Here is a 20,164-nt window from a genome sequence, read left to right on the forward strand (position 1 = left end):
TTCGAACTTTTGGCTCCGAGGCAATTGAGTCAACACAGGCACTACAGAGACACAACGCCATTTCTCTTGGATTTGATTCTTGTTCGAATACGAGTGTCTGCTCTTCACCGCCCGGTTCCCCGCAATGAGTACATGTCTCTTCTGTCGAGGACATCGTTATTGAATCTCAAATATCACTTGGACAAAAGCCCGTTGTATAATCTATATGTCTTAGTGACTGTCATCATATGGTTTCGTCGATTAAACCAACTGCTGTCACCGGTTGACTCACAGATTCCAAAACCCATCCTCTGAGTTCACCACGTCGTCAGAGCCGCTGAGCGACAACCGACCCGACTGCGGACCGCAGCGTCTCTACGTCGATGCCACTCTGGTCAAGACGGACGTACTCCTCTCTGACGATCATCTCGAAGATACGTGTCTGTACTTCGGCAGTCGTGACTGTGTTTCCTGCCGCTTCAACAGCTTCGACAGCTCGGTTGACCCGTGTGTCGGTCACGAGTTCGCTGGCAACCGCTGACGGCTCATCGTGAGCGAGTTGCTCAGTCGGTTGTTCACCAACAGCGAACTCGGTCAAGAGTGCGCTCCCACCACTGCGGTTCTCAATCCGAACCCCTGCGGCCGGGCCGTCATACCACGCCGAATCAGGCATCTCAAACTGCTCGGGAGAGAAATCACGGACGTTCACCTCTTTTTGAAACGTGTTCACTGGCGTGAGATTGAGGCCCTCAAACACTTTGTCGGCCCTGTCACTAGGGATGAATCGCTCGTTGGCTTCGTTCCAGATGGCATGGCCAAGAAACGGCGGCAGTCGCTCCCAGTCGTACGCAACACCGACGTGACACGGTGCCACGCCGAAGAAGACGTACGTTGACGGGTCCTCGACAGCGCTGTGAAACGCGTCGCGGTCGAACTCCGCTCGAATGTGTCGAAGGGTATGCCGGTATTCCGGAGGGACATCGTCGAAGACCTGCTCTCGGTCTCCAAAGATCAACAGCCCAGACGGCTCCATCGTAAATCGCACCTGCGGCCCGACAACGTGCTCACGGAGCCAGAGGTGTCCGCGCGACAGCAACGCTTCAGGGGCGTCGTCGAGCTGCGGCGGTGACGGATACGCTTTCATCAGGGGATGTCAGTACTTCTCACCGCGAGACAAATATAGGCTCTTGCTGTCCCCCAAGACCTCAGCGTCATTCAACCGAAGAGCTCTGATCTCGATAATCTACCTCGCTGAAACAAAGCGTCTCAGGTTCTCTGAGGAACTACGACGGGCCGGCTCCCCAGACAGTCTCTGGCTGCTCACTCGCGTCTGCGGGCGAGTCTACAGACAACTGTAGAGTGTTTCATGCCGCTCTATAGGAGAGCCAACGCGTGTTTAGTTCACAACAGATCAACACAACAAAATACTCATATGACAGCGATACGTAACATATTACCGAGAACTTGTCATGGCTTCTACACGCATTCATGACGCGTCGAAAAAACTTGGTGTACTACTGATCACAACGCTGGTGCTCTGTTCTGGTAGTGTTGGTGCTGGTGTCGTCAGCGCACAGGAGAGCGCGCCCGGAGAGCCCGTCAATTTTTACGGTCAGATCACAGACAACGCAGACACTCCCGCACCGGCAGGTACAGAAGTGTACGCAGTCGTCAACGGGAGCGTCGAAGACAGGATGACGATCAGTGAAGCGGGGCAGTACGGTGGACCTGGCGCCTTCGATGACAAACTCACCGTGAACTCCGCTGCCGGTGATGAGATTCACTTTCGGATAGCGAGCCCGGACGGTCCTGAAGCAGTTGGCAGTCCGTACGAACTGAGCGGTCAGAGCGGGGTCATCGAACTAAACTTGACATTCTCCGACGAGACGTTCGACGGGCCTCCGGGCGATGGGGACGGTGGGACCGACGGCGGTGACGGGGCTGGCGGCAGTGGCTCCGGTGGCGGGTCAGACGGTGGCGGGTCTGATGGCGGCGGGTCAGACGGTGGCGGGTCAGACGGTGGTGACGGCTCCGATGGCGGCGGAGCTGACGGCGGCGACGGCTCTGGTGGTGACAGCGACACCGGCGCGCCGTCGTTCGTCGTCTCCGAGTTAGACCCGCAGGACGTCACGATTTCGGCCGGCGACGCGCTCACAGTCACCGCAACGATCGAGAACGTCGGTGACACTGAGGGCACACAATCTGTCGAGTACCGCATTGGTGGAGCCGTCATGGCCAACCAGAGCGTTCTCCTCGCGCCCGGCGAGACCACAACCGTTGAGTTTGCCGATATTGAGACGCTGAATCTCGAAACGGACGAGTACGAACACGGCGTATTCACCGAGAACGACAGTCAGACCGCCACGTTGACCATTGGTGGCGGTTCAGACGGGACCAACAACTCAACGCCCGGCTTCGGCTACGTTGCGTCACTGCTTGCGTTGCTTCTGTTCGTTCTTGGCGTGAGACGAAAGCGCGACTGACAGCGAGCGATACCTACTTATCACTCGTTTTTTACCCTTGCCTAGATACCGACCGTGGGCGCACCACCATTGGTGGGTGATCTAAGATTACCCAATCCTATACTACGGAAAATACATGTGGGACTCTGGTCGTCGAGATCAAAATGTTCCCTGAAATTCCTCGGTAGTCAGAACTTGTGGATGCGAAGGGTGCGCCCCGAGCAGCCCCGATTCGTTCATAACCTCTCGATACGCTGGGTACACCCGATACTCGGTTCCCTCGACAGTGACAGTCTCGACCCCGTGTTCGCCGCCAAAGATTGCCCAGTCTACATCAGGTTCGTCGTTATACCAGCATGCCATGCGAACGTTCTCCTCCAGAAAATACGCGTATACGTCGTTAATCCACTCTGTCTTTTGTTCGGGGTCGAACCCGTCCTCAACCTGCGCTGAGGTGGAAAATTCGGTGAATGCGATGGGCCGATCCGTGATCGATCGGACAGTCTCGAGCACACCATCATAGCTCTCTGCCGGTGACATCCAACCCCCCCACCCGTACCAATTGTAGCCATGAATGCCGGCCCAATCGACGTAGTCATCTCCCGGGTAACATGCTGAGACGTCAACGCCGCGCGTAGACGTATCCATCGACCACACCCATTGGATGTGTTCGCTGTCAAGCCCGGTGTCGCTGAATATATCGTGGATGCGCCGCCACATCTCCACAAAATCAGTCTCGTCAGTGTCGCCAACGGCTGGACTCCAAGGGCTCCAGTCGCCATTAAATTCGGGAGCTAAGTTGATGTATACCCGCCTCGGGTACTCCTCAGCATAGATCCATGCCGCAAATTTGTCGGCCCAGCTTTCGAGTAACTCGTCGTGTTCGCCATTAGCGATGTGACGATTGATCTCCGAAGAGGTCTCGCCATCTTCCTTGATCACGGGTTGGAACATCACCATCGGAATTCTCCGTCGCTCCCAGATCTGATCAAGTATCTGCTCCATGTAATAGATAATTCCGCTGTGGGTCATCCCTACATCGACGAAGCTCACCTCAACGACGTGATCCATGCCGAGCCATGTATCGAGAGCCTCGCGTCCGGGACGATCGAGTACCCCTGGCGTGATGCCGGTCAATATGTCGCCCTCTCGTGATTCGTACGATTCCTCTGGCACGAGGTCGTCGGTATCTGCTGGTCCGTGATCCGACTGGTTTCGATCGGGCGACGTATTAGCTGGTGATTCAGAGAGCGAAGCAAAAGTTTGGTACCCGCCGATCGTTGCAGCTGTCGCTGCCCCAGTGAGGGCGATCATCCGACGGCGTTGCATAACTCACCGGTGGGACGAATCAGTGTTCGTTATAATCTCTCTAATCGGACAGTATTAGTAGACTAACTGTCTGCGCTTCAAGATTTATAACGTATAGAATATTAAGAAGTTCTTTACTAATATCGATCTGAATGACTCGCCACTATGACTCAACCGTTGGACAATATAGCGCGATACGACGATTCAGGAGGGATTGAGATATCGAGGCAGCTCTCTGGCCGACTGCTCTGGGTACTGCCTGACGGAAAAATATGGGAACTGACAGAATATGTCAATCCAGGGATGCCGGGTACCTGCGAGGAGTGTGACGATTCCGTGGATGTGATGGCTGTCGTCCGTGAGCATCGGCCATGCGGGTACGTGACAGCTGACGGGTTCAACTTGACAATCGAACCGGGCGAGCAATGCCCAAAATGTGACGAACAGATAACATCACTCGAGCCTATGCCACAAGTCGGATCAGTTCGCATTTGCGGTAGCTGTGGTAAACTGTCTGATCGGACGCGGACCGACTCAAATTAGACATGAGCGGTACGCTGGACTTACAGACACTTGCCGCACTCACAACTCTCGTGGCTGGATTCTGGGTTGGAACCCTATTACTACCTTGGCGTTTACTCGCACTCTGTACCTTGTTGAGCCTGATTGTGAACGGTATAATATTGACCATCCGTGCGTGGCCGCGTCGCCTGTTTCGTTTTCTTGCGTGGCGCGTGCCGGTGCCACGGTGGCTCGTGCTCGGAGGGGTTCTGCTTCTGGGAAGTCTTGTACTCCTCGACCAGCCGGTCCGGTTTACCCGAGAGCTGTTTCCGTGGATCGTTCTTCTTGCCTTGGGACTCGGTGGAGTGATCGGATACATTGAGAAAACAGGACGATTTCGAAAACGTGATCGAATTCCTTGCTGGGGATTGATGATATTTGGGGTGGCTGTGGCCGGACCTATCGCGGCCCTCTTTGGCTGGGTCCCCGTTTTATCGGTCGTCTTCGTCACTGCGTTGTTTCTGTTCACGCTACAGACCTAGGTGATCATGCCGCTTGCTGTGTATCAGTATCACCAAGAGCCATCGGTCCCTCCGGCTTCTGAACCATTTCCCTATGTGAGCGTCCTCATCCCGGCCTACAACGAGGAGGATTCGATTGGGCAGTGTATTGATGCCGTACTGGCGTCAACGTATCCGGAGGATTGTCTTGAGGTGATCGTAATTGATGATGGGAGCGAGGACCGGACCTACGAGCGAGCTACCACTCACGGTAGCGAGCGCGTACATGTAATTCAGCGAGAGAATGGTGGGAAGCACGCCGCACTGAATATGGGACTTTGCTTTGCCACAGGCGAGGTCATCGTCTCGATAGACGCCGATAGTCTGGTCGCCCCCGACGCCATCGACACATTAGTCGGACAGTTTCAAGCCGATCCCAACGTCGGCGGTCTGGCCGGATCGGTGTACGTTGAGAATGACAATTCCCACCTGGCGAAAATGCAAGCGCTCGAGTACGCATTCAGTATCCAGGCATTTCGCCGGGTGTACTCCCTCTTCGACGTGGTGCCAGTGTTGCTAGGGTGTCTTGCAGCGTTTCGCCGCGAGGCGATCGATGGGGTCTGGGGATTCGATCCGGACACTCAGACAGAGGATTTCGACATTACTGTGAAGATTCTTCGGGATGGCTGGAAGACCCGCCACAGTCCCGCTAAGGTGAGCACATACGTACCGACTGACTGGAGGTCCTTCTGGCGGCAGCGTCGGCGATGGTTCGGTGGCAACGTGGAGACGCTCCTCAAGCACCGTGATGTCTGTTTGAAGCCCGCGTATGGATTTCTCCACGGATTCGTGATCCCCGTGAGACTGCTCTCAACGGTCTTGATACCGCTCGTGAGTATTATGCTTATCGCGGCGGTCTTTTGGATGCTCGTGTTTGGGCCCACCGGCTACGTGCTCGCGACCTCCCTATTCTTCCTGTTATTGACGGCATTGCTGCTGTGGGTTCCGGTCGCGATGGATGATCTCAATATCAGGTTACTCGGGTACGCTCCACTGTTCTTCGTGGGCTATAAGTATGTCCTCGATACAAACCTCGCTATTTCGGCGTGGAAGGTCCTTCGCGGTCGGGAGGAAGAATGGTAATAACACGACGTGTACTCCTGGCTTCGGCGGTGGCTTCGAGTTCGTGTGGCTGCCTAGGATTATCGGATGGAAGCGACGAGGATACACCCTCCGCCGAACCGTATCGCCTTGAGCCAGGGACGTACGACCTAATCGTCATTATGCGCAACGACGATCCGGCTCCGGGATACGCGATGGACGCGCTCAAGGCTGTAAACGAGATTTTCATCGGTGAGCAGGTGCCAGTGACGCATGGTGTGATCCCGTCGAGGGGGACGCCATTAGACGAAGCCGATGCGTTTTGTGAGTACGTTCGCAACACGTCGACGGCGCATCCAGGCCTCTTCGATGTTAGCCTACACGGCTATACTCACGAGGCGAAAACTGACTTTGGTGGCCAAAGTGAGTTCGGCGGTCTACGATTGCTTTCGAGAGTGCGTGTAAAAAGTGCGTCCAACGACCTCTCCCCGTCCGGTCAAGTCGGGTGGCCACACGAGACGAGGAATCGTCGCACTTGGCTTTCTGTTTCGTGAAATAGTATTCGTCTTCTTTGAGTGAGCCACCGGGATACAACACCGATTCGCCGCCGAACGAGACGGTGGCGAAGTTACAAATCCCGAGGTCAACACCAGCAACTTCATCACCCGGCGGTTCCAGATCAATAGACGCGTTTTCACACGTCGTTGTATCCTCTCAGATATGGACGGGCTTGTCGCCGATGGCGCCAGGTTCAATCCAGCGACAGATTAAGCGGAGCAGTACCGTTGTGTCGGAGGGAACAAAACGTGGAGTTGGATCGACAATATTAGTATGTCGATATTCAAAGGTGCCGGTCACTTCGAACTCCTTAGCGACCGGCTGTTTCAGACAACGATATGTCTGAAGAATAGAATTTCAACAGAGCCAATCCCCCGCAAAAGCTGGTGGCCTTGTTGCCATCGGGCCCTCTCATCGCAACATCTTTTCGGCGTCCTGTCCGGTAGGGACTCATTTGTCGATACTGAATTGGCCGTCCCAGCCATCCCGAGCGTTCATGTTCATATCTCTATATATCGGTGTTGTATCTTTGATCTTGTTGTTTGGGTATGTTCGCCTCCTTATCCCTCGTTTCAAAAGTTATAAATTAAAACAGTTTAACTAAATCTACATGTCGATTATCGACATGCCCGTGTTGCGTTCGTGGCTACAGCCCGCCGACAATGGACTGCTTCCCCACTCCGTTGTGCGTTCCCTCAAAACGCTCACATCGCCCCTACTCGCATGATAGCGGGGAAGCAAACCGGCACGATTCTGCTGGTAGTGGCACTGCTCGCTTCCGTTGTGGCCGTTGGGGGTGTCGCTGCCCAAGACGGATCCAGCAGTGACGAGATCGTCGTCGGTGAAACAACGATTGACGCGCAATTCATCGGGACGGTGAGTGACCCCGGCACGATTACAGTGACAGCAACCAACATCACTGGCCAGCCGGACACGATCACCTTCACCATCGGCGGTGAACCGGTGGCGACGGCGGCGGTTTCAAACGGCAGCGCCGCAACGATGATTGATCCGACAACTCTTGGCGTCGACCCGGGCACAGCCACGGTGAGCGTTCAAGAGTACACGGTAACGGCTCCGGCAACCGTTGAGACTGTCCATGAGGTCCGTGATCTCGATGCGGGGTTTAACCTCGTCTCGGTGCCCCAACCGGCCACCCTTTCAGCCGAGGATATCGGTGCGATCAACCGATGGGACCCGACGACACAGACGTACGGTACAGTCATCGACAATGAGTTCGATGATGTCACCGCCCTCCAGAACGGGTTGTACGTGTCCGGGACAACTGATGCCGCTCGACTCGGCTATACGTTCATCGATACGGTACCACGGCCGGGCACCGCACCAATCGAGCCCGGGTGGAACTTTGTCAGCTCGAACTTCGCGATCGACAGCGCTGAAGCCGGTGACTCTCGGACGCTTGAAGCGGACCTGATTAACGTTGATACGTCGTCGATTGTTGCGTTTCGCGCCGATTTCGGTCAACCGCTGACTGCGAGTGACTCGGTTGGCGCGTTCGACGCGTACTGGGTGTTCAACGGGGGCGACTCCTCGCGTGACCGTGCGATTATCACGCCGTCGTATGACCCGCAAACGCGTGCGACGACACTCGGTGTCGAACCGACAGCGAGTCTCGAGTTCCGTGATCAGGTCACTACCACAAGCCAGGATGTGACCGTCAAAAACGTCTCCGCCAACGTCAACAGCGCAGTCGTTGTCACATACGAGGCAAACGGTGAGCTGGTCGTTGCCGGCGTGACGTCCGTTGCCGCAAGCGACCTCAACGGTGACGATGTCACAGTCAGCGTTGCGGATGGCGGTGGACTCTCCGGTGAACACACCGCCCACGTCATCCCGACAGATCGGCTTTCTAGTCAGTACGCTCCCGGTGAGACGGTCTCAGACGACACCGCCGCTGGCGTCCTCGCGCAGGCGTCAGCGACTATCAGCGCGCCGGCTGAACCAGACGACCCCGACGCAGACGCAGCGCCGGTGATGCTCGATTCGGTGTCGAGTCTGCTCAACGCGAACAGTGAGCCGCTCGCGAATGACTCGATCATCGCCGTCTCGGCAGAGCCGACCGCCACCAATGCGGATGAAGACGGTAACGGCGATGCCGTCTCGTACCCGGCCGAGACGGACATTCCGGTCGTCGCCATTGACGGCTCTGTTGTCGGTGTTACCGGCCCGTTCGTGGCCTCAGACACCGACTTCTCGTACGGGAACGAGGAGGTCATGTTGAACATCTACGACGAACTGCTCGGCGGGTCCGGCACCATCGTTCACGATGAGGGCCACGGGCAGTTCTACTCACTTGCGGCCAATGGCGGTGATGACTTCCAGACGTTTGCCTCATACGCGGAATCGAACGGCTACACCTACAAGGCAACCTCAGATATCACGGCGAACCTCAGCAGTGCCGATGCCGTTGTGATCACCTCTCCGAGCGACGCCTTCTCACGAAGCGAACGCGACGCACTCGCTGAGTTCGCAGCCAACGGCGGCGTCGTGATACTCCATGACCAATCCGACTTCAATAACTTCGACGCAACGGCCAACCACAACGAGATCGCCAGCGCGCTCAACGCCAGCTTCCGGTTCAACGACGATCAGGTAGTCGATCCCGAAAACAACACCGGCGCACAGTTCGTCCCGGTGACCGAGAACTACAACACTGAGGCGTTCCCGACGCTCTTTGCGGATCGCAACGGACTCGGTGTGGACCTCAATGTCAACGAGACCTACACCGTCGACGTCGTTGGCGTGGCGGACGGTGACACCGTCGACGTCGAGTTTGCCAGTGGCACCGTTGAGACGGTCCGCATTGTTGGAATCGACACCCCTGAAACGGGTAGCACCGATGAACGGCTCCAAGAGTACGAGGGTATCGATGACGGGCCGGCGCTGAAAACGGCGGGCGATAACGCGACCGCGTACGCACAGGAGCAGCTTGCGGGTGAAACGGTCACGCTCCGCTTCGACGAGAACGAGGGCCTGCGTGGCAACTTCGGCCGCCTGCTCGGATTTATCGAACTCGCTGATGGCAGCGTCTACAACGAGGAGGTTATCGAAGACGGCTGGGCTCGGGTGTACGACTCCGGCTTCGACCAACACGACAGCTACTGGGAGCTTGAACAGACCGCACGCGCCAACAACGACGGCATCTGGGAGCTCTCTGATCCGGCTGCGACGCCCGAAACCGGAGACAGTGAATTCAGTGACGTGTTTATGCCGGAGCCAGTCGCGGTCAGTGGTGGCGAGGTCGCGGTCTCCGCGGAAAGTGGGGAGCCACTCGTTGCTGTTGATACGGCAGCGAACGTCGCTGTTGTCGGCGCTCCGTTGATCGAAGAGGGCTTCGAGGCAGGCGAAGGCGGGCCCGGTGTTGCTGCATACGGAAACTACCCGTTCCTCACGAACACGATCGCCGCCGTGAGCGACGCTGACAGCGGGCCTGTTGTCATCGACAATGGACACGGCCAGTTCGCGAGTGACGCGGCCGTCTCTGCGGAAGACGCTGCGTACTACCAGCGATATCTCGAAGGCCAATCTCCCGGCAACGAATCGTTCATTGGGTTTGAAGCGAGCACCAACCTCACAACTGAAGCCGGGCCGGACCTGCTCAGTGAAGATGGAACGCCGGCGGCGCGCGCGCTCATCATCTCAGCGCCGACAACTGAGTTGACCGCCGCTGAGCGAGCCACTGTCGCTGCGTTCGCTGATGCTGGTGGTGCGGTTATACTCCTCGGCAGCGCTGCCGACCAAGACGCCGTCTCGAACTTTGAGCCGGTGTTGACCGAGCTGAATGCGAACGTCGGCTTCACTAACGAGACGGTCACCGACGAAGCCAATTCGCTGACTGACGATCCGGCCGTCTTCACCACCGGCAACGTCACTGACGCGTACGCTGACCTGTTCACGCCGTTCACCGCTGAAAACACAACGCCCACACAGCCGAGTGATGTCGGGCCGGTGATGCTCGATTCGGTGTCGAGCCTGCTCAACGCGAACGGTGAGCCGCTCACTGACGACTCCGTTGTCGCTGTCTCGGCGGAATCGACCGCCACCAATTCGGATACAGACGGCAACGGCGATGCCGTCTCGTACCCGGCCGAGACGGACATTCCGGTCGTCGCCGTGGATGGGTCTGTCGTCGGTGTCACCGGCCCGTTCGTGGCTTCTGACACCAACTTCTCGTACGGTAATGAGGAAGTCATGTTGAACATCTACGACGAGCTGCTCGGCGGGTCTGGCACCATCGTTCACGACGAGGGCCACGGACAGTTCTACACGGTCGCTCCCAACGGTGGCGACGACTTCCAGGAGTTTGCGTCGTACGCGGAAGCGAACGGATACACCTATGAAGCGACCACAAACGTCACGGCCAATCTCAGCAGTGCTGATGCCGTTGTGATTACTTCTCCGAGCGAGGGGTACACACAAAGCGAACGCGACGCACTCGCGGAGTTCGCAGCCAACGGCGGCGTCGTGATACTCCATGACCAATCCGACTTCAATAACTTCGACGCAACGGCCAACCACAACGAGATCGCCAGCGCGCTCAACGCCAGCTTCCGGTTCAACGACGATCAAGTGACCGATTCGAAGAGTAACACCGGCCAAGAGTTCGTCCCGGTGACGAGCAACTATAATACTGCGACGTTCCCGGCACTCTTCGACACTCGTGATGGCCTTGGCACAACTCGCAGCGTGAACACGACGGCCGACGTGGATGTCGTCGATCCTCTCGGTGGTGACGCGCTCCTGCCAGCACTCACGTCCTGAGACAACGCAGCGACACGTGGTCTCGTATTGCGAGCGATTCCACGTTTTGGCTCATTGACAGAGTGAGTTCGTAGCGCTGTCAGCGCTTCCGGCTTGGGGACCACCCTTCCCAGGCGTATTTTCAGGTTAACTGATCCGGGTTGATCCACTGTCGTTCCGATCTCTCTACCGCTTTGTCCACCCGAACTCCTGAGTCATACCCACAGGCGAACCGACAAATCGCGCTCGTTAACAATCGCGTTGCGAAGTCCTGACCGGTGTTTCCCAATGGAGGTGCCTGAAGCCTGTCTGCTGACGCTTCTCACGAATTGCTGAACGATACCCCAGAGACACCCACCCCACCGCTTCCGCTGTTAGCACAGCGTGACATCCTCCCCGTCCAGCAATTACGCCGAACAGTTCATGCCGACTCCAACAGTGTCGACAACCCGCTTCGAACCGCTGAAACAGATTGTGCGAGCTCATGCTCATTATATTTGCCACCGCCTTTCCCCCGATTATACTCTGTCACCTCGGTGATCCCCAGCTGTGCCAGTTCGCCAAGATAGTCACGAACGGATCGCTCTGAGACCGGACTCACCCCTTCCGAGCGCGCCACGGTCTGGTATGACTTGACGACTTCCCGTGTCCGAACTGGCGTCTCGCCACGCTCGTGGAGCCGCGTCAGCGCGTATAACACGAGTTGGCCGTGCTGCGAGTAATTTTGAATGCCTTCGACAACCTGATCCGTCTGAACGCGCTCGCGGGCCGTCCGGACGTGTGCCTCAGTTACGACGGCAGACGCGCTCTCCCGAGCGACGTCGCCGGCTTCTAGGAGCAGGTCAAGCGCTTTTCGTGCGTCACCGGAATCTTTCGCCCCGTAGGCCGCACACATTGCGATCACTCCGTCCTCAAGAACACTGTCTTGGAACGCGACTCGTTCGCGTTGTTCAAGCACAAGTCGGAGTTCATCGGCATCGTACGCGCTGAAAGAGACTTCCTTCTCACAGAGTGAGGACTGGACCTTTGAGGACAGCTGCGTCCGGAAGTCTAAATCGTTTGAGATCCCGATGATGCCAAGCTTCGCATCACTAATATCACCGTTCGAGCGAGCGCGTGACAGCTTGTACAACAGCGAATCGTCTCCGATGTGGTCGACTTCGTCAAGCACGATGAGGACTGTCCCCTTGCGCCTGTCGAGTTCGTCGAAGAGGAACTCATAAACGCTCGCCTGCGGGTACCCCGTGTTGGATATCTGCCGTCCCGGCTCGCGAAGTTCATTAACCAGCTTCACAGCAACTTGATAGGAGGTGTTGAGGCCGTCACAGTTGATCTCGATCGTGGTGAGCGCGAGCTCTGGTACCTCAGTCGCATCCCGTTCAAGCGTGCGGAGGAGGTATCTGGTGGCTGCGGTTTTGCCCACGCCACTTTTGCCGTAGAGAAACACGTTCGAAGGAGTCTCGTTGTTGATGACCGGCTGGAGGGCGGCGTGATACCGGGTCAGCTCTCTGTCACGCCCAACAAGGCTGTCCGGGGTCCACTCTTCGAGGAGCGCTTCCCGGTTCTCGAAGATGGAGTCATTTGGCGTGAACGAAAAGTCGCCCATAACAGCGATTTTAGTTGTATAAATATAAAGCCATCAGTTCCGTTGTTTCTTATGCCGTCGCCCGTTTATATAATCTAGACCCCCACCGCTTCCGCTGTTTATACCATAGAGGCTCGCATCTCAGTGGCTCGCAACTGTGCTTTGTGGACTCTGTCGATAGCCCTGTTGTTTCGTGGCAATGATTGACCCGGTTAGGTGAATAGAGGCGTTTGTTCCCCGACGGAATCTCCGCTATCAGCGGAACCAGTGGGGTGGGGGTACTCATATCATGGGAAGCACTGTTTCGGCAAGTGTACGCCCTCTCGCCCTCGTCATGAACTGATCCAGTGTACCCACTCACTAGTTGTGTGTGCTAACAGCGGAACCAGTGGGGCGGGAGCTCTCTTGTGGCTCATTGCCGTGTCGCGGTCGACAGCCGTCTCGCGCACGCTCTCGCGAGTCTCTGTTGTACTTGGATTAGTAGTCCAACCCGCTGATCTGTTGTCTGGCTCTATTGAATCTGTTGCCGAGGTAATTTTGTTTCCAAATCTACATGACGCTTGCCCCTTATGGGCACGTATGGACCTTTCAACGGCCACCGTCCTCGTCACGGGTGGCGCAGGGCTTGTCGGAAGTCACCTTGCAGCCACACTCTCGGAAGCGGGCGCCACCGTCCACGTCGCTGATGATCTCTCGAAAGGCGAGCGCGAGCGAGTACCTGACGCCGTCACGTTCACTAACGCGGATCTAACGGAGCGCGATAACGTCGATGAACTCGTCACGTCTGATCTCGACATGGTGTTCCACCTCGCCGCATACACGGACACGAACTTCGACGACGGCCGGAAGCTGTTTGAGGAAAACACCGAGATGACGTACAATCTCCTCGAAGCGATGCGCGACGCCGGTGTCGACCGCTTCGCGTTCACTTCCTCGTCAACGGTATACGGCGAAGCCCCGCGCCCAACGCCTGAAGACTACGCCCCACTAGAACCCATCTCCATTTACGGCTCCTCAAAACTCGCCGACGAAGCGCTCATCTCCACGTACGCACACTCGTACGGCATCCAGTCGTGGGTGTTCCGGTTCGCCAACATCGTTGGACCCTACCAGCGCGGAAACGTCGTCCCTGATTTCATCGAGAAACTCACCGCCGACTCCAGTGAGCTCGAAATTCTCGGCGATGGTCGCCAAGAGAAATCGTACATGTACGTCTCCGAGTGCGTCTCCGCAATGAAATACGTCGTCGAACACGCGGACGAGCCGCTCAACATCTACAATCTGGGTACAAAAACGACGACATCAGTCACCGATATCGCAGACATCGTCAGCGACGAGCTCGGAGTGGCACCCGAATACACCTACACCGGTGGGGACCGCGGCTGGACCGGTGATGTGCCAAAGATGCGGCTGTCGATTGACAAACTCGCCGCACTTGGCTGGGAACCGTCCCTCTCCAGCGATGAAGCTGTCCGGCAGGGGGCCCAAGATCTGATCGCCGAGATTGTCGACTAACACGGCTCACGATATGATAAACGCCGATCCGCACATCGGCACGTGACTGACGACGCGTGGTGAGGCGACCCGGATCGGCTGTCACGTTTCAGGGCGCACGGATCACAACGGAGGATAATCCGTCTAACCCGCGGTAGCATAGCAGTCCAAGCCGGCAACTACATGGCTAAATTCGGTAGATTTTGCCCCGCCATCGGTGTACAGGTGGTCAGCAGCTGAGGTTCTTCTCAGGCAGTACTTCTCTAACTGCCTCTTCTAAATCTTCCTTGAACAGCGGCTTATTCAGCCACATAGCAGAATCCGTACGATCAGGGAGTAACGCCGCATCGGTGCCGGAGATCATCACGATTGGAGTCATCGTGCCATTGGCACGGAGTTGATCGTGAACATCGGTGCCGGGCAGGTCCGGCAACTTGTAATCAAGGATTATAAGATCGATAGCAGGTGTCGCCTTTCGAATCGCCTCTCGTCCAGTCTGGGCCAAGCGCACCCGATAATTATCAATGAGATAGTGCTGGTAGAGGGCTGCAAGATCATCGTTGTCCTCAACAAGAAGGATCGTCTTCTCACCAGTCATATGCCAAACTAATTAGTCCAATTTGAAATACTTTTGCCCGTTTGACATTTTTGGAGCTCAAGCTGTCATGAATCCAACTGCTGAGAAAGAATTATACAGGGGTGAATCCATCAATATCGTATGGGAGAGACCTCTGATGGACCTCGGTGTGAGTGTGGGCGGCGGATTCCACGTGGACTCTCCGCGGCATCCAAATGCGATCGCTGCCGCAAACAGCAACACGAGCATCGACGGTAACGTCCTGATTGACGCCGCTTCAATCGGGCTTCGAAGAGGTCGCTAGCGACAGTGGACGCAAAACGACGAAGCGGCGTCGCAGTGCTACTTTACGACACAGGCTACCTTGGGTTTTGTAGGCAGGCGAAACCCTGTGGAAGTCACTCGTTTCAGTACCGTAACGTTTTCACGGGAACATCGTACAGGACGGAGTATGGAGAATCAGCGCGTGCTCGTCACGGGCGGAGCTGGATTCATTGGCTCGAACCTCGCAAACCACCTTGCCGCGGACAACGAGGTAACGGCTGTCGACGATTGCTATCTCGGCACGCCGGACAACCTCGCTGCCGATGTCGAGTTCGTCAACACTTCGGTCGTCGACGACGACCTTCCCACCGACGTGGATGTAGTGTTTCACCTCGCAGCGCTCTCGTCGTACAAGATGCACGAAGAGAATCCCGCTGAGGGCGCCCGCGTCAACGTCGAGGGATTCGTAAACACGATCGAGCAAGCGCGTCAGGATGGGTGTGACACCGTGGTGTATGCGACTACCTCTTCGATCTACGGCAACCGGACCGAACCCTCCCCCGAGACAATGGACGTCGAAGCCCGCACCGGCTATGAGGCCTCCAAACTCGCCAGAGAACGCTACGCGGAATACTTCCACAACTTCCACGACATGACGCTAGCTGGGATGCGGTTTTTTTCGGTGTACCAGGGCTTCGGCGGCGCAGAAGAACACAAAGGCGAGTTTGCGAACACAGTCGCGCAGTTCACTGATAAAATCGCTAACGGCGACCAACCCGAACTATTCGGCGACGGGACCCAAACCCGCGATTTCACTCATGTCGACGATGTCGTTCGCGCCTGCGAACTCGCCGCTGATCACCAACTTCAGGGGATCTACAACGTCGGCACCGAGGAGAGCTACTCGTTTAATCGGATGATCGAACTCATCAACGACGAACTCGGGACCGATGTCGAGCCCAAATACATCGAGAACCCCCTCGACGAGTACGTCCACGACACGATGGCGGACTACTCGAAGCTTCACAATGCTACTGGGTGGGAGCCAACAATCAGCTTCGAAAAGGGCGTTTCACGAGTCTGTGAACCGTATCAATAGCCAACCGCGTTCCGCCTAAAGATACTAACCGACTCCACACCCCATCTCTTTTTGTGTTACCGCTTGGACACCTCGCCGTTGCGTATCTCTGGTACGCCTTTGTTGCGGCGGTTCGCACGCATCAGCTTCCCGCCCGCCTCGCACTCGTGCCGCTTGCGTTCGGCAGCCAGTTTCCAGATCTCATCGACAAGCCACTGGCGTACTTTGGCGTACTCACCTACGGCCGCTCACTTGCGCACTCGGTGTTTACGTTCGTGTTCTGTTCGTTCGCAGTCTGGTGGCTCGCTCTCCGTCTCCGAGGGCGCTGGGAACCTGTAACGCTCGCTGAACGGTTCCGGACCGTCACGCCGGTGGCATTCGTGATTGGCTATGCGAGTCACCTGTTCGGCGACTCCTACCAGTTCCTGCTTGTGGGCGACCTGTGGGCTGCGCGCTTTCTCGTCTATCCGGTGTTTCCCGTCCCTGAATCGCCAAGTGACGACATCGCGCCGTGGATTCGACTCCTCGAGATCTATCAGAGCATGGGATCACATCCCCAGTTGAATCTCATCCTCTTGGCTATCGCAGTCTTTGCCGGGGTTCGAGTACGAGAGCACCTCTCCTAGGCGTAAACGACTTTGTTTCCTCCCTCTGGCACGGGTTGGTCTGCTCCACTATGCGTCAGCGAGATCACTGACTGTCATGAAAAATATTGCTACAAAAGATACTTGTGTGAGTTAATACTTCCATGCTACCATGGGACAGACACCCAGCGACAGACTGGATACGGTCGCGACTGTCGCTGCTGCGATCGAGGCTGCCGGCAACGAGATCACCGATCTACGTGCCGCCGCCGACAACGACACAGGACGCGGCACAGTCCACATCTCGCTCCCGATTGTCTCCACCGGTGTCGAGTCGCCGTGTGAGTTCGACCTCGTCGCCGCAACGCTCGTCGACGGCACGCTCCAGCTCGAACTCGATGTTGTCACCGATCCCTCAAAGACGACGAGCGACGAAACGACGAGTCTGGCGGCTACGAGGTCTGACTCCACCGACAGAAATAATTCCGCACAGACGGTTGCCGCCGATCAGTCGCCAGCCAGTGAACACTCGCCAAATAAGGATGACTCGACATCTCCGGTAGACGAGACTGTCGAATCAACGAACGATGCGGCCGCCACTGGCAGCGACGTGTCTGCGGACGATGATCTCCCGCCGTATCGCGATCCCGACCGCCTTGCGGCGGTGTACGATCCGGATGCGACGTTCGCCGAAATGACGGACGCGCTCGGGGTGGATGTCACGCCACAGACGGTCCGGCGATACATGATCGAACACGATGTCCACGAGCCGACATCACAGGCCAGCGATACGCTCGCAGCGACGGACGCCCCAGAGGTGACGAACGAAGGGACCGACGACGAGCCCGACGCGGAGACGACAGCGCACGAAGAGACAGTGTCGCAACCAACCTCAACAACGCCGGCGTCATCCGAAACAGCGTCCACTGGAGGAGCACCTGTTGACATCGAGGCGGAAGACACCGGTGAGACCACGACGAGTGACGGTCCCGAGACGCAGACACTCAAACAGCCCGACACGGCCGACGAGTCAACAGAACCGGCCACCGGTGACACCACGGCGTCTATGCCCACAGAGGACAAGACGGACGATACTGTCACCGGCCCATCGGATGAGTCTGCTCGCGACAGCCCAACGTCCACGTCGACGGCGACTGATGGCGGAACCCAGCCGACGCTCTCTGCGGTTGAGCCGATTGAGCTCCCGGACGGCGTGTCGGCATCCGAGCTCGTCGCTGTGCTCACCGACTCGCGGACGGTGTATGAGGTGCGGCGTGGACTGGGCGTGACTGATGATCAAGCCCGCACAATCTTACGACAGTACGGCCTGATTGACCTCGTGACCGGCCGGATTACACAGGGTTCAGACCCACCTAGCGAGCAGGAAGTACTCTCGCGGCTAGCCGAGGTCAGCGACCGAGCGGCCTGACGACCCCCGGCACTGTCGGCTTCGGCGAGCTCGACAGGGTATCTCTCGCACTCCGCTGATAGGCCACCTGAATTTGTTAGTTCATTCACAAATACTATAGCTCTAGATGGAACACAAGCCGATATGCTAACAGATACGTCAGTCGTGCACGTTGACGACGATCCCGAAATCGTAGAGTTGGCGGCGACGTATCTTGAACGGCAGGATGACCGGCTTACAGTGACGACAGCAACGACAATCTCGGACGCACTAGACCAGATAACAGCGACCACCGACTGCGTGGTGTCTGACTATGAGATGCCCGAGATGAACGGCATTGAACTTCTCAACACGGTGCGTGCGGAGTACCCGAACCTCCCGTTTATCCTGTTTACTGGCAAGGGCAGCGAGGAGATCGCGAGTGAAGCCATCTCTGCTGGCGTCACCGACTACCTACAGAAAGAGACGAACGTCGAACAGTACACGCTCCTAGCGAACCGGATCCTGAACGTCGTGACACAACATGAAGCAGAACAGCGGGTCAACACAGAGCGACAGCGGTTCCAGTCTCTATTTAATGAACTGTCTCAGCCGGCAGTCGAGATCGACTACGATGCCGGAGAGCCGATCGTTCAGAGTGTCAACGTTGCGTTTGAAGAAGTGTTTGGCTACGCCGCCACAGAGATTGGTGGCGAGTCACTTGACGCGGCAATCGTTCCCGAGCATGACGAAGAGACTGCCTCACAGATCAACTCCCAGTTCTGTAATAGCCGACAACCTGAGGCACGCGAAGTCACCCGACAGACAGACACCGGCCCGCGAGAGTTCCTTCTTCAGGCGGCTCCGTTTGACGATCGCTCAGGCGGGTTCATCATCTACACTGATATCACCGATCGCAAACGGCGTGAAGAGAAACTCAGTGCGCTCCATGACGTCGCCGAGGAGTTGGCACAGAGCGAAACCGTCAGTGAGGTGTGTGACCGCACGATTACTGCTAGCAAAGAGATCCTTTCGTTCGATCTGAGCGTCGTCGGGCTCACAGACGGTGACGTGATTAAACCACAAGCGGTCTCCGAGGAAGTCCCTCCGGACGGGTTAGTAGCAATGTCGGTCTCTGAAGGTATCCTTGGAAAAACCTACCGCACAGGCGAATCGTACGTGTTCGATGATCTTGAGACAGTCCCGGAGGCCAACCCACAGGGGCCGTATAAATCGGCAATAAGTGTACCCATCGGCGACCACGGTGTGTTTCAAGCGGTGGCGACGACGCGTAACAGTTTCAATAAGACCGACCACGAGCTCACGGAGTTACTCATTCGGCACACAGACAGCGCACTCAGTCGGTTACAACGGGAACGGCAGCTCGAACAACAGACGGTGCGGTTTGACCGATTCACGAGTATGCTCAGCCATGACCTCCGGAATCCACTTACTGTGGCAGCGGGACATGTTGAGCTCCTCAGCGACGAGTGTAATAGCGAGCATCTCGACAAGATCGCTCACGCACACCACCGCATGGAAGAGCTAATCGATAACGTCCTCATGCTTGCCCGAAACGATGATGCGGAGGTTACAATGGAGCCTGTTTCGGTCAATCGCGCCGCTAAGCAGGGATGGCAGAGCGTGAATACACCGAACGCAACGCTGTCGGCTACCTGCGAGATGACTGTCTCTGCAGCCCCGAGTCAGCTCAAACGATTGTTTGAGAACGTGTTTCGAAACGCGATTGAACACAGCAACGGGTCGGTCTCAGTGACTGTCGGGGCGATGGATGCTGGATTCTACATCGCGGATACGGGCCCGGGAATTCCGGAGGACGAACGCGATGTAATTTTCACAACCGGGTATTCGACGGCTGCCAGTGGAACTGGGCTCGGGCTGGCAATCGTTTCGCAGATTGTACAGACGCACGACTGGAACATTGCGGTGTGTGACAGCGAGGCCGGTGGGACACGGCTTGAGATCACTGGCGTTGAGACGGTCATTCTGAGTAACTCCTCGTGA

The 20,164-nt window shown here is 56.9% G+C and carries 14 protein-coding genes and 1 pseudogene; 10 read left to right on the top strand and 5 right to left on the bottom strand.

Going from position 1 to position 20,164, the window contains the following annotated elements:
• Positions 1-307: 307 nt before the first annotated feature.
• Positions 308-1,012, bottom strand: coding sequence for a hypothetical protein (locus ABNG04_RS08415; protein WP_371161965.1), 705 nt, complete (start codon positions 1,010-1,012; stop codon positions 308-310).
• A 436-nt stretch (positions 1,013-1,448) separates the two neighbouring features.
• On the opposite strand from ABNG04_RS08415, the gene ABNG04_RS08420 reads away from it, so the two are divergent.
• Positions 1,449-2,462 (top strand): CARDB domain-containing protein, encoded by a 1,014-nt coding sequence (locus ABNG04_RS08420; protein WP_371161707.1) that lies wholly within the window; start codon positions 1,449-1,451, stop codon positions 2,460-2,462.
• Positions 2,463-2,600: 138 nt separating this feature from the next.
• Here the strand turns inward: ABNG04_RS08420 and ABNG04_RS08425 are convergent, their stop codons facing one another.
• The gene (locus ABNG04_RS08425; RefSeq protein ID WP_371161709.1) at positions 2,601-3,617 is read right to left on the bottom strand and encodes a glycoside hydrolase family 26 protein; all 1,017 of its coding nucleotides are present in this window, start codon (positions 3,615-3,617) and stop codon (positions 2,601-2,603) included.
• A 677-nt stretch (positions 3,618-4,294) separates the two neighbouring features.
• Here ABNG04_RS08425 and ABNG04_RS08430 point away from each other — a divergent pair.
• From ABNG04_RS08430 to ABNG04_RS08440, 3 genes are all read left to right on the top strand, one after another.
• Positions 4,295-4,792 (top strand): hypothetical protein, encoded by a 498-nt coding sequence (locus tag ABNG04_RS08430; RefSeq protein WP_371161711.1) that lies wholly within the window; start codon positions 4,295-4,297, stop codon positions 4,790-4,792.
• A 75-nt stretch (positions 4,793-4,867) separates the two neighbouring features.
• The gene (locus ABNG04_RS08435; protein ID WP_371161713.1) at positions 4,868-5,893 is read left to right on the top strand and encodes a glycosyltransferase family 2 protein; all 1,026 of its coding nucleotides are present in this window, start codon (positions 4,868-4,870) and stop codon (positions 5,891-5,893) included.
• 173 nt (positions 5,894-6,066) lie between these two features.
• Positions 6,067-6,405 carry a DUF2334 domain-containing protein gene (locus ABNG04_RS08440; protein WP_371161715.1) on the top strand — a complete coding sequence of 113 codons (339 nt, stop codon included), beginning with the start codon at positions 6,067-6,069 and terminating at the stop codon, positions 6,403-6,405.
• On the opposite strand, the pseudogene ABNG04_RS08445 reads toward ABNG04_RS08440, so the two are convergent.
• Positions 6,287-6,538: pseudogene (locus ABNG04_RS08445) on the bottom strand (transposase); the annotation flags it as partial. The gene ABNG04_RS08440 and the pseudogene ABNG04_RS08445 overlap by 119 nt on opposite strands.
• A gap of 594 nt (positions 6,539-7,132) precedes the next feature.
• Here ABNG04_RS08445 and ABNG04_RS08450 point away from each other — a divergent pair.
• The gene (locus ABNG04_RS08450) at positions 7,133-11,191 is read left to right on the top strand and encodes a DUF4350 domain-containing protein (protein WP_371161716.1); all 4,059 of its coding nucleotides are present in this window, start codon (positions 7,133-7,135) and stop codon (positions 11,189-11,191) included.
• Between the two features lie 400 nt (positions 11,192-11,591).
• Here ABNG04_RS08450 and ABNG04_RS08455 read toward each other — a convergent pair whose 3' ends face one another.
• Positions 11,592-12,776, bottom strand: a complete 1,185-nt coding sequence (locus tag ABNG04_RS08455) for an orc1/cdc6 family replication initiation protein (RefSeq protein WP_371161718.1) — start codon at positions 12,774-12,776, stop codon at positions 11,592-11,594.
• A 558-nt stretch (positions 12,777-13,334) separates the two neighbouring features.
• On the opposite strand from ABNG04_RS08455, the gene ABNG04_RS08460 reads away from it, so the two are divergent.
• On the top strand, positions 13,335-14,270 hold the full coding sequence (locus ABNG04_RS08460) for an NAD-dependent epimerase/dehydratase family protein (protein WP_371161719.1): 936 nt from the start codon (positions 13,335-13,337) through the stop codon (positions 14,268-14,270).
• Between the two features lie 208 nt (positions 14,271-14,478).
• On the opposite strand, the gene ABNG04_RS08465 is transcribed toward ABNG04_RS08460, so the two are convergent.
• Positions 14,479-14,847 carry a response regulator transcription factor gene (locus ABNG04_RS08465; protein WP_371161721.1) on the bottom strand — a complete coding sequence of 123 codons (369 nt, stop codon included), beginning with the start codon at positions 14,845-14,847 and terminating at the stop codon, positions 14,479-14,481.
• Between the two features lie 430 nt (positions 14,848-15,277).
• Here ABNG04_RS08465 and ABNG04_RS08470 point away from each other — a divergent pair, with 430 nt between their 5' ends.
• The 4 genes from ABNG04_RS08470 (at position 15,278) to ABNG04_RS08485 (ending at position 20,164) form a co-directional block, all read left to right on the top strand.
• Entirely contained in the window at positions 15,278-16,189 is a 912-nt protein-coding gene (locus tag ABNG04_RS08470; RefSeq protein WP_371161722.1) for an NAD-dependent epimerase/dehydratase family protein, read from the top strand.
• 53 nt (positions 16,190-16,242) lie between these two features.
• On the top strand, positions 16,243-16,794 hold the full coding sequence (locus ABNG04_RS08475) for a metal-dependent hydrolase (RefSeq protein ID WP_371161724.1): 552 nt from the start codon (positions 16,243-16,245) through the stop codon (positions 16,792-16,794).
• A 130-nt stretch (positions 16,795-16,924) separates the two neighbouring features.
• A complete protein-coding gene (locus tag ABNG04_RS08480; RefSeq protein WP_371161726.1) occupies positions 16,925-18,181 on the top strand; it encodes a DUF8073 domain-containing protein in 1,257 nt (418 codons plus the stop codon).
• A 123-nt stretch (positions 18,182-18,304) separates the two neighbouring features.
• A complete protein-coding gene (locus tag ABNG04_RS08485) occupies positions 18,305-20,164 on the top strand; it encodes a response regulator (RefSeq protein WP_371161728.1) in 1,860 nt (619 codons plus the stop codon).

This window comes from Halorubrum miltondacostae (assembly GCF_041379815.1).
Classification (GTDB): Archaea; Halobacteriota; Halobacteria; order Halobacteriales; family Haloferacaceae; genus Halorubrum; species Halorubrum miltondacostae.

Bases quoted from the DNA above. Each gene is read 5' to 3' on its own strand.
- ABNG04_RS08465 (WP_371161721.1), bottom strand. From the start codon at position 14,847: ATGACTGGTGAGAAGACGATCCTTCTTGTTGAGGACAACGATGATCTT.
- ABNG04_RS08480 (WP_371161726.1), top strand. From the start codon at position 16,925: ATGGGACAGACACCCAGCGACAGACTGGATACGGTCGCGACTGTCGCT.
- ABNG04_RS08460 (WP_371161719.1), top strand. From the start codon at position 13,335: ATGGACCTTTCAACGGCCACCGTCCTCGTCACGGGTGGCGCAGGGCTT.
- ABNG04_RS08440 (WP_371161715.1), top strand. From the start codon at position 6,067: ATGGACGCGCTCAAGGCTGTAAACGAGATTTTCATCGGTGAGCAGGTG.
- ABNG04_RS08485 (WP_371161728.1), top strand. From the start codon at position 18,305: ATGCTAACAGATACGTCAGTCGTGCACGTTGACGACGATCCCGAAATC.
- ABNG04_RS08415 (WP_371161965.1), bottom strand. From the start codon at position 1,012: ATGGAGCCGTCTGGGCTGTTGATCTTTGGAGACCGAGAGCAGGTCTTC.
- ABNG04_RS08455 (WP_371161718.1), bottom strand. From the start codon at position 12,776: ATGGGCGACTTTTCGTTCACGCCAAATGACTCCATCTTCGAGAACCGG.
- ABNG04_RS08470 (WP_371161722.1), top strand. From the start codon at position 15,278: ATGGAGAATCAGCGCGTGCTCGTCACGGGCGGAGCTGGATTCATTGGC.
- ABNG04_RS08430 (WP_371161711.1), top strand. From the start codon at position 4,295: ATGAGCGGTACGCTGGACTTACAGACACTTGCCGCACTCACAACTCTC.
- ABNG04_RS08420 (WP_371161707.1), top strand. From the start codon at position 1,449: ATGGCTTCTACACGCATTCATGACGCGTCGAAAAAACTTGGTGTACTA.
- ABNG04_RS08450 (WP_371161716.1), top strand. From the start codon at position 7,133: ATGATAGCGGGGAAGCAAACCGGCACGATTCTGCTGGTAGTGGCACTG.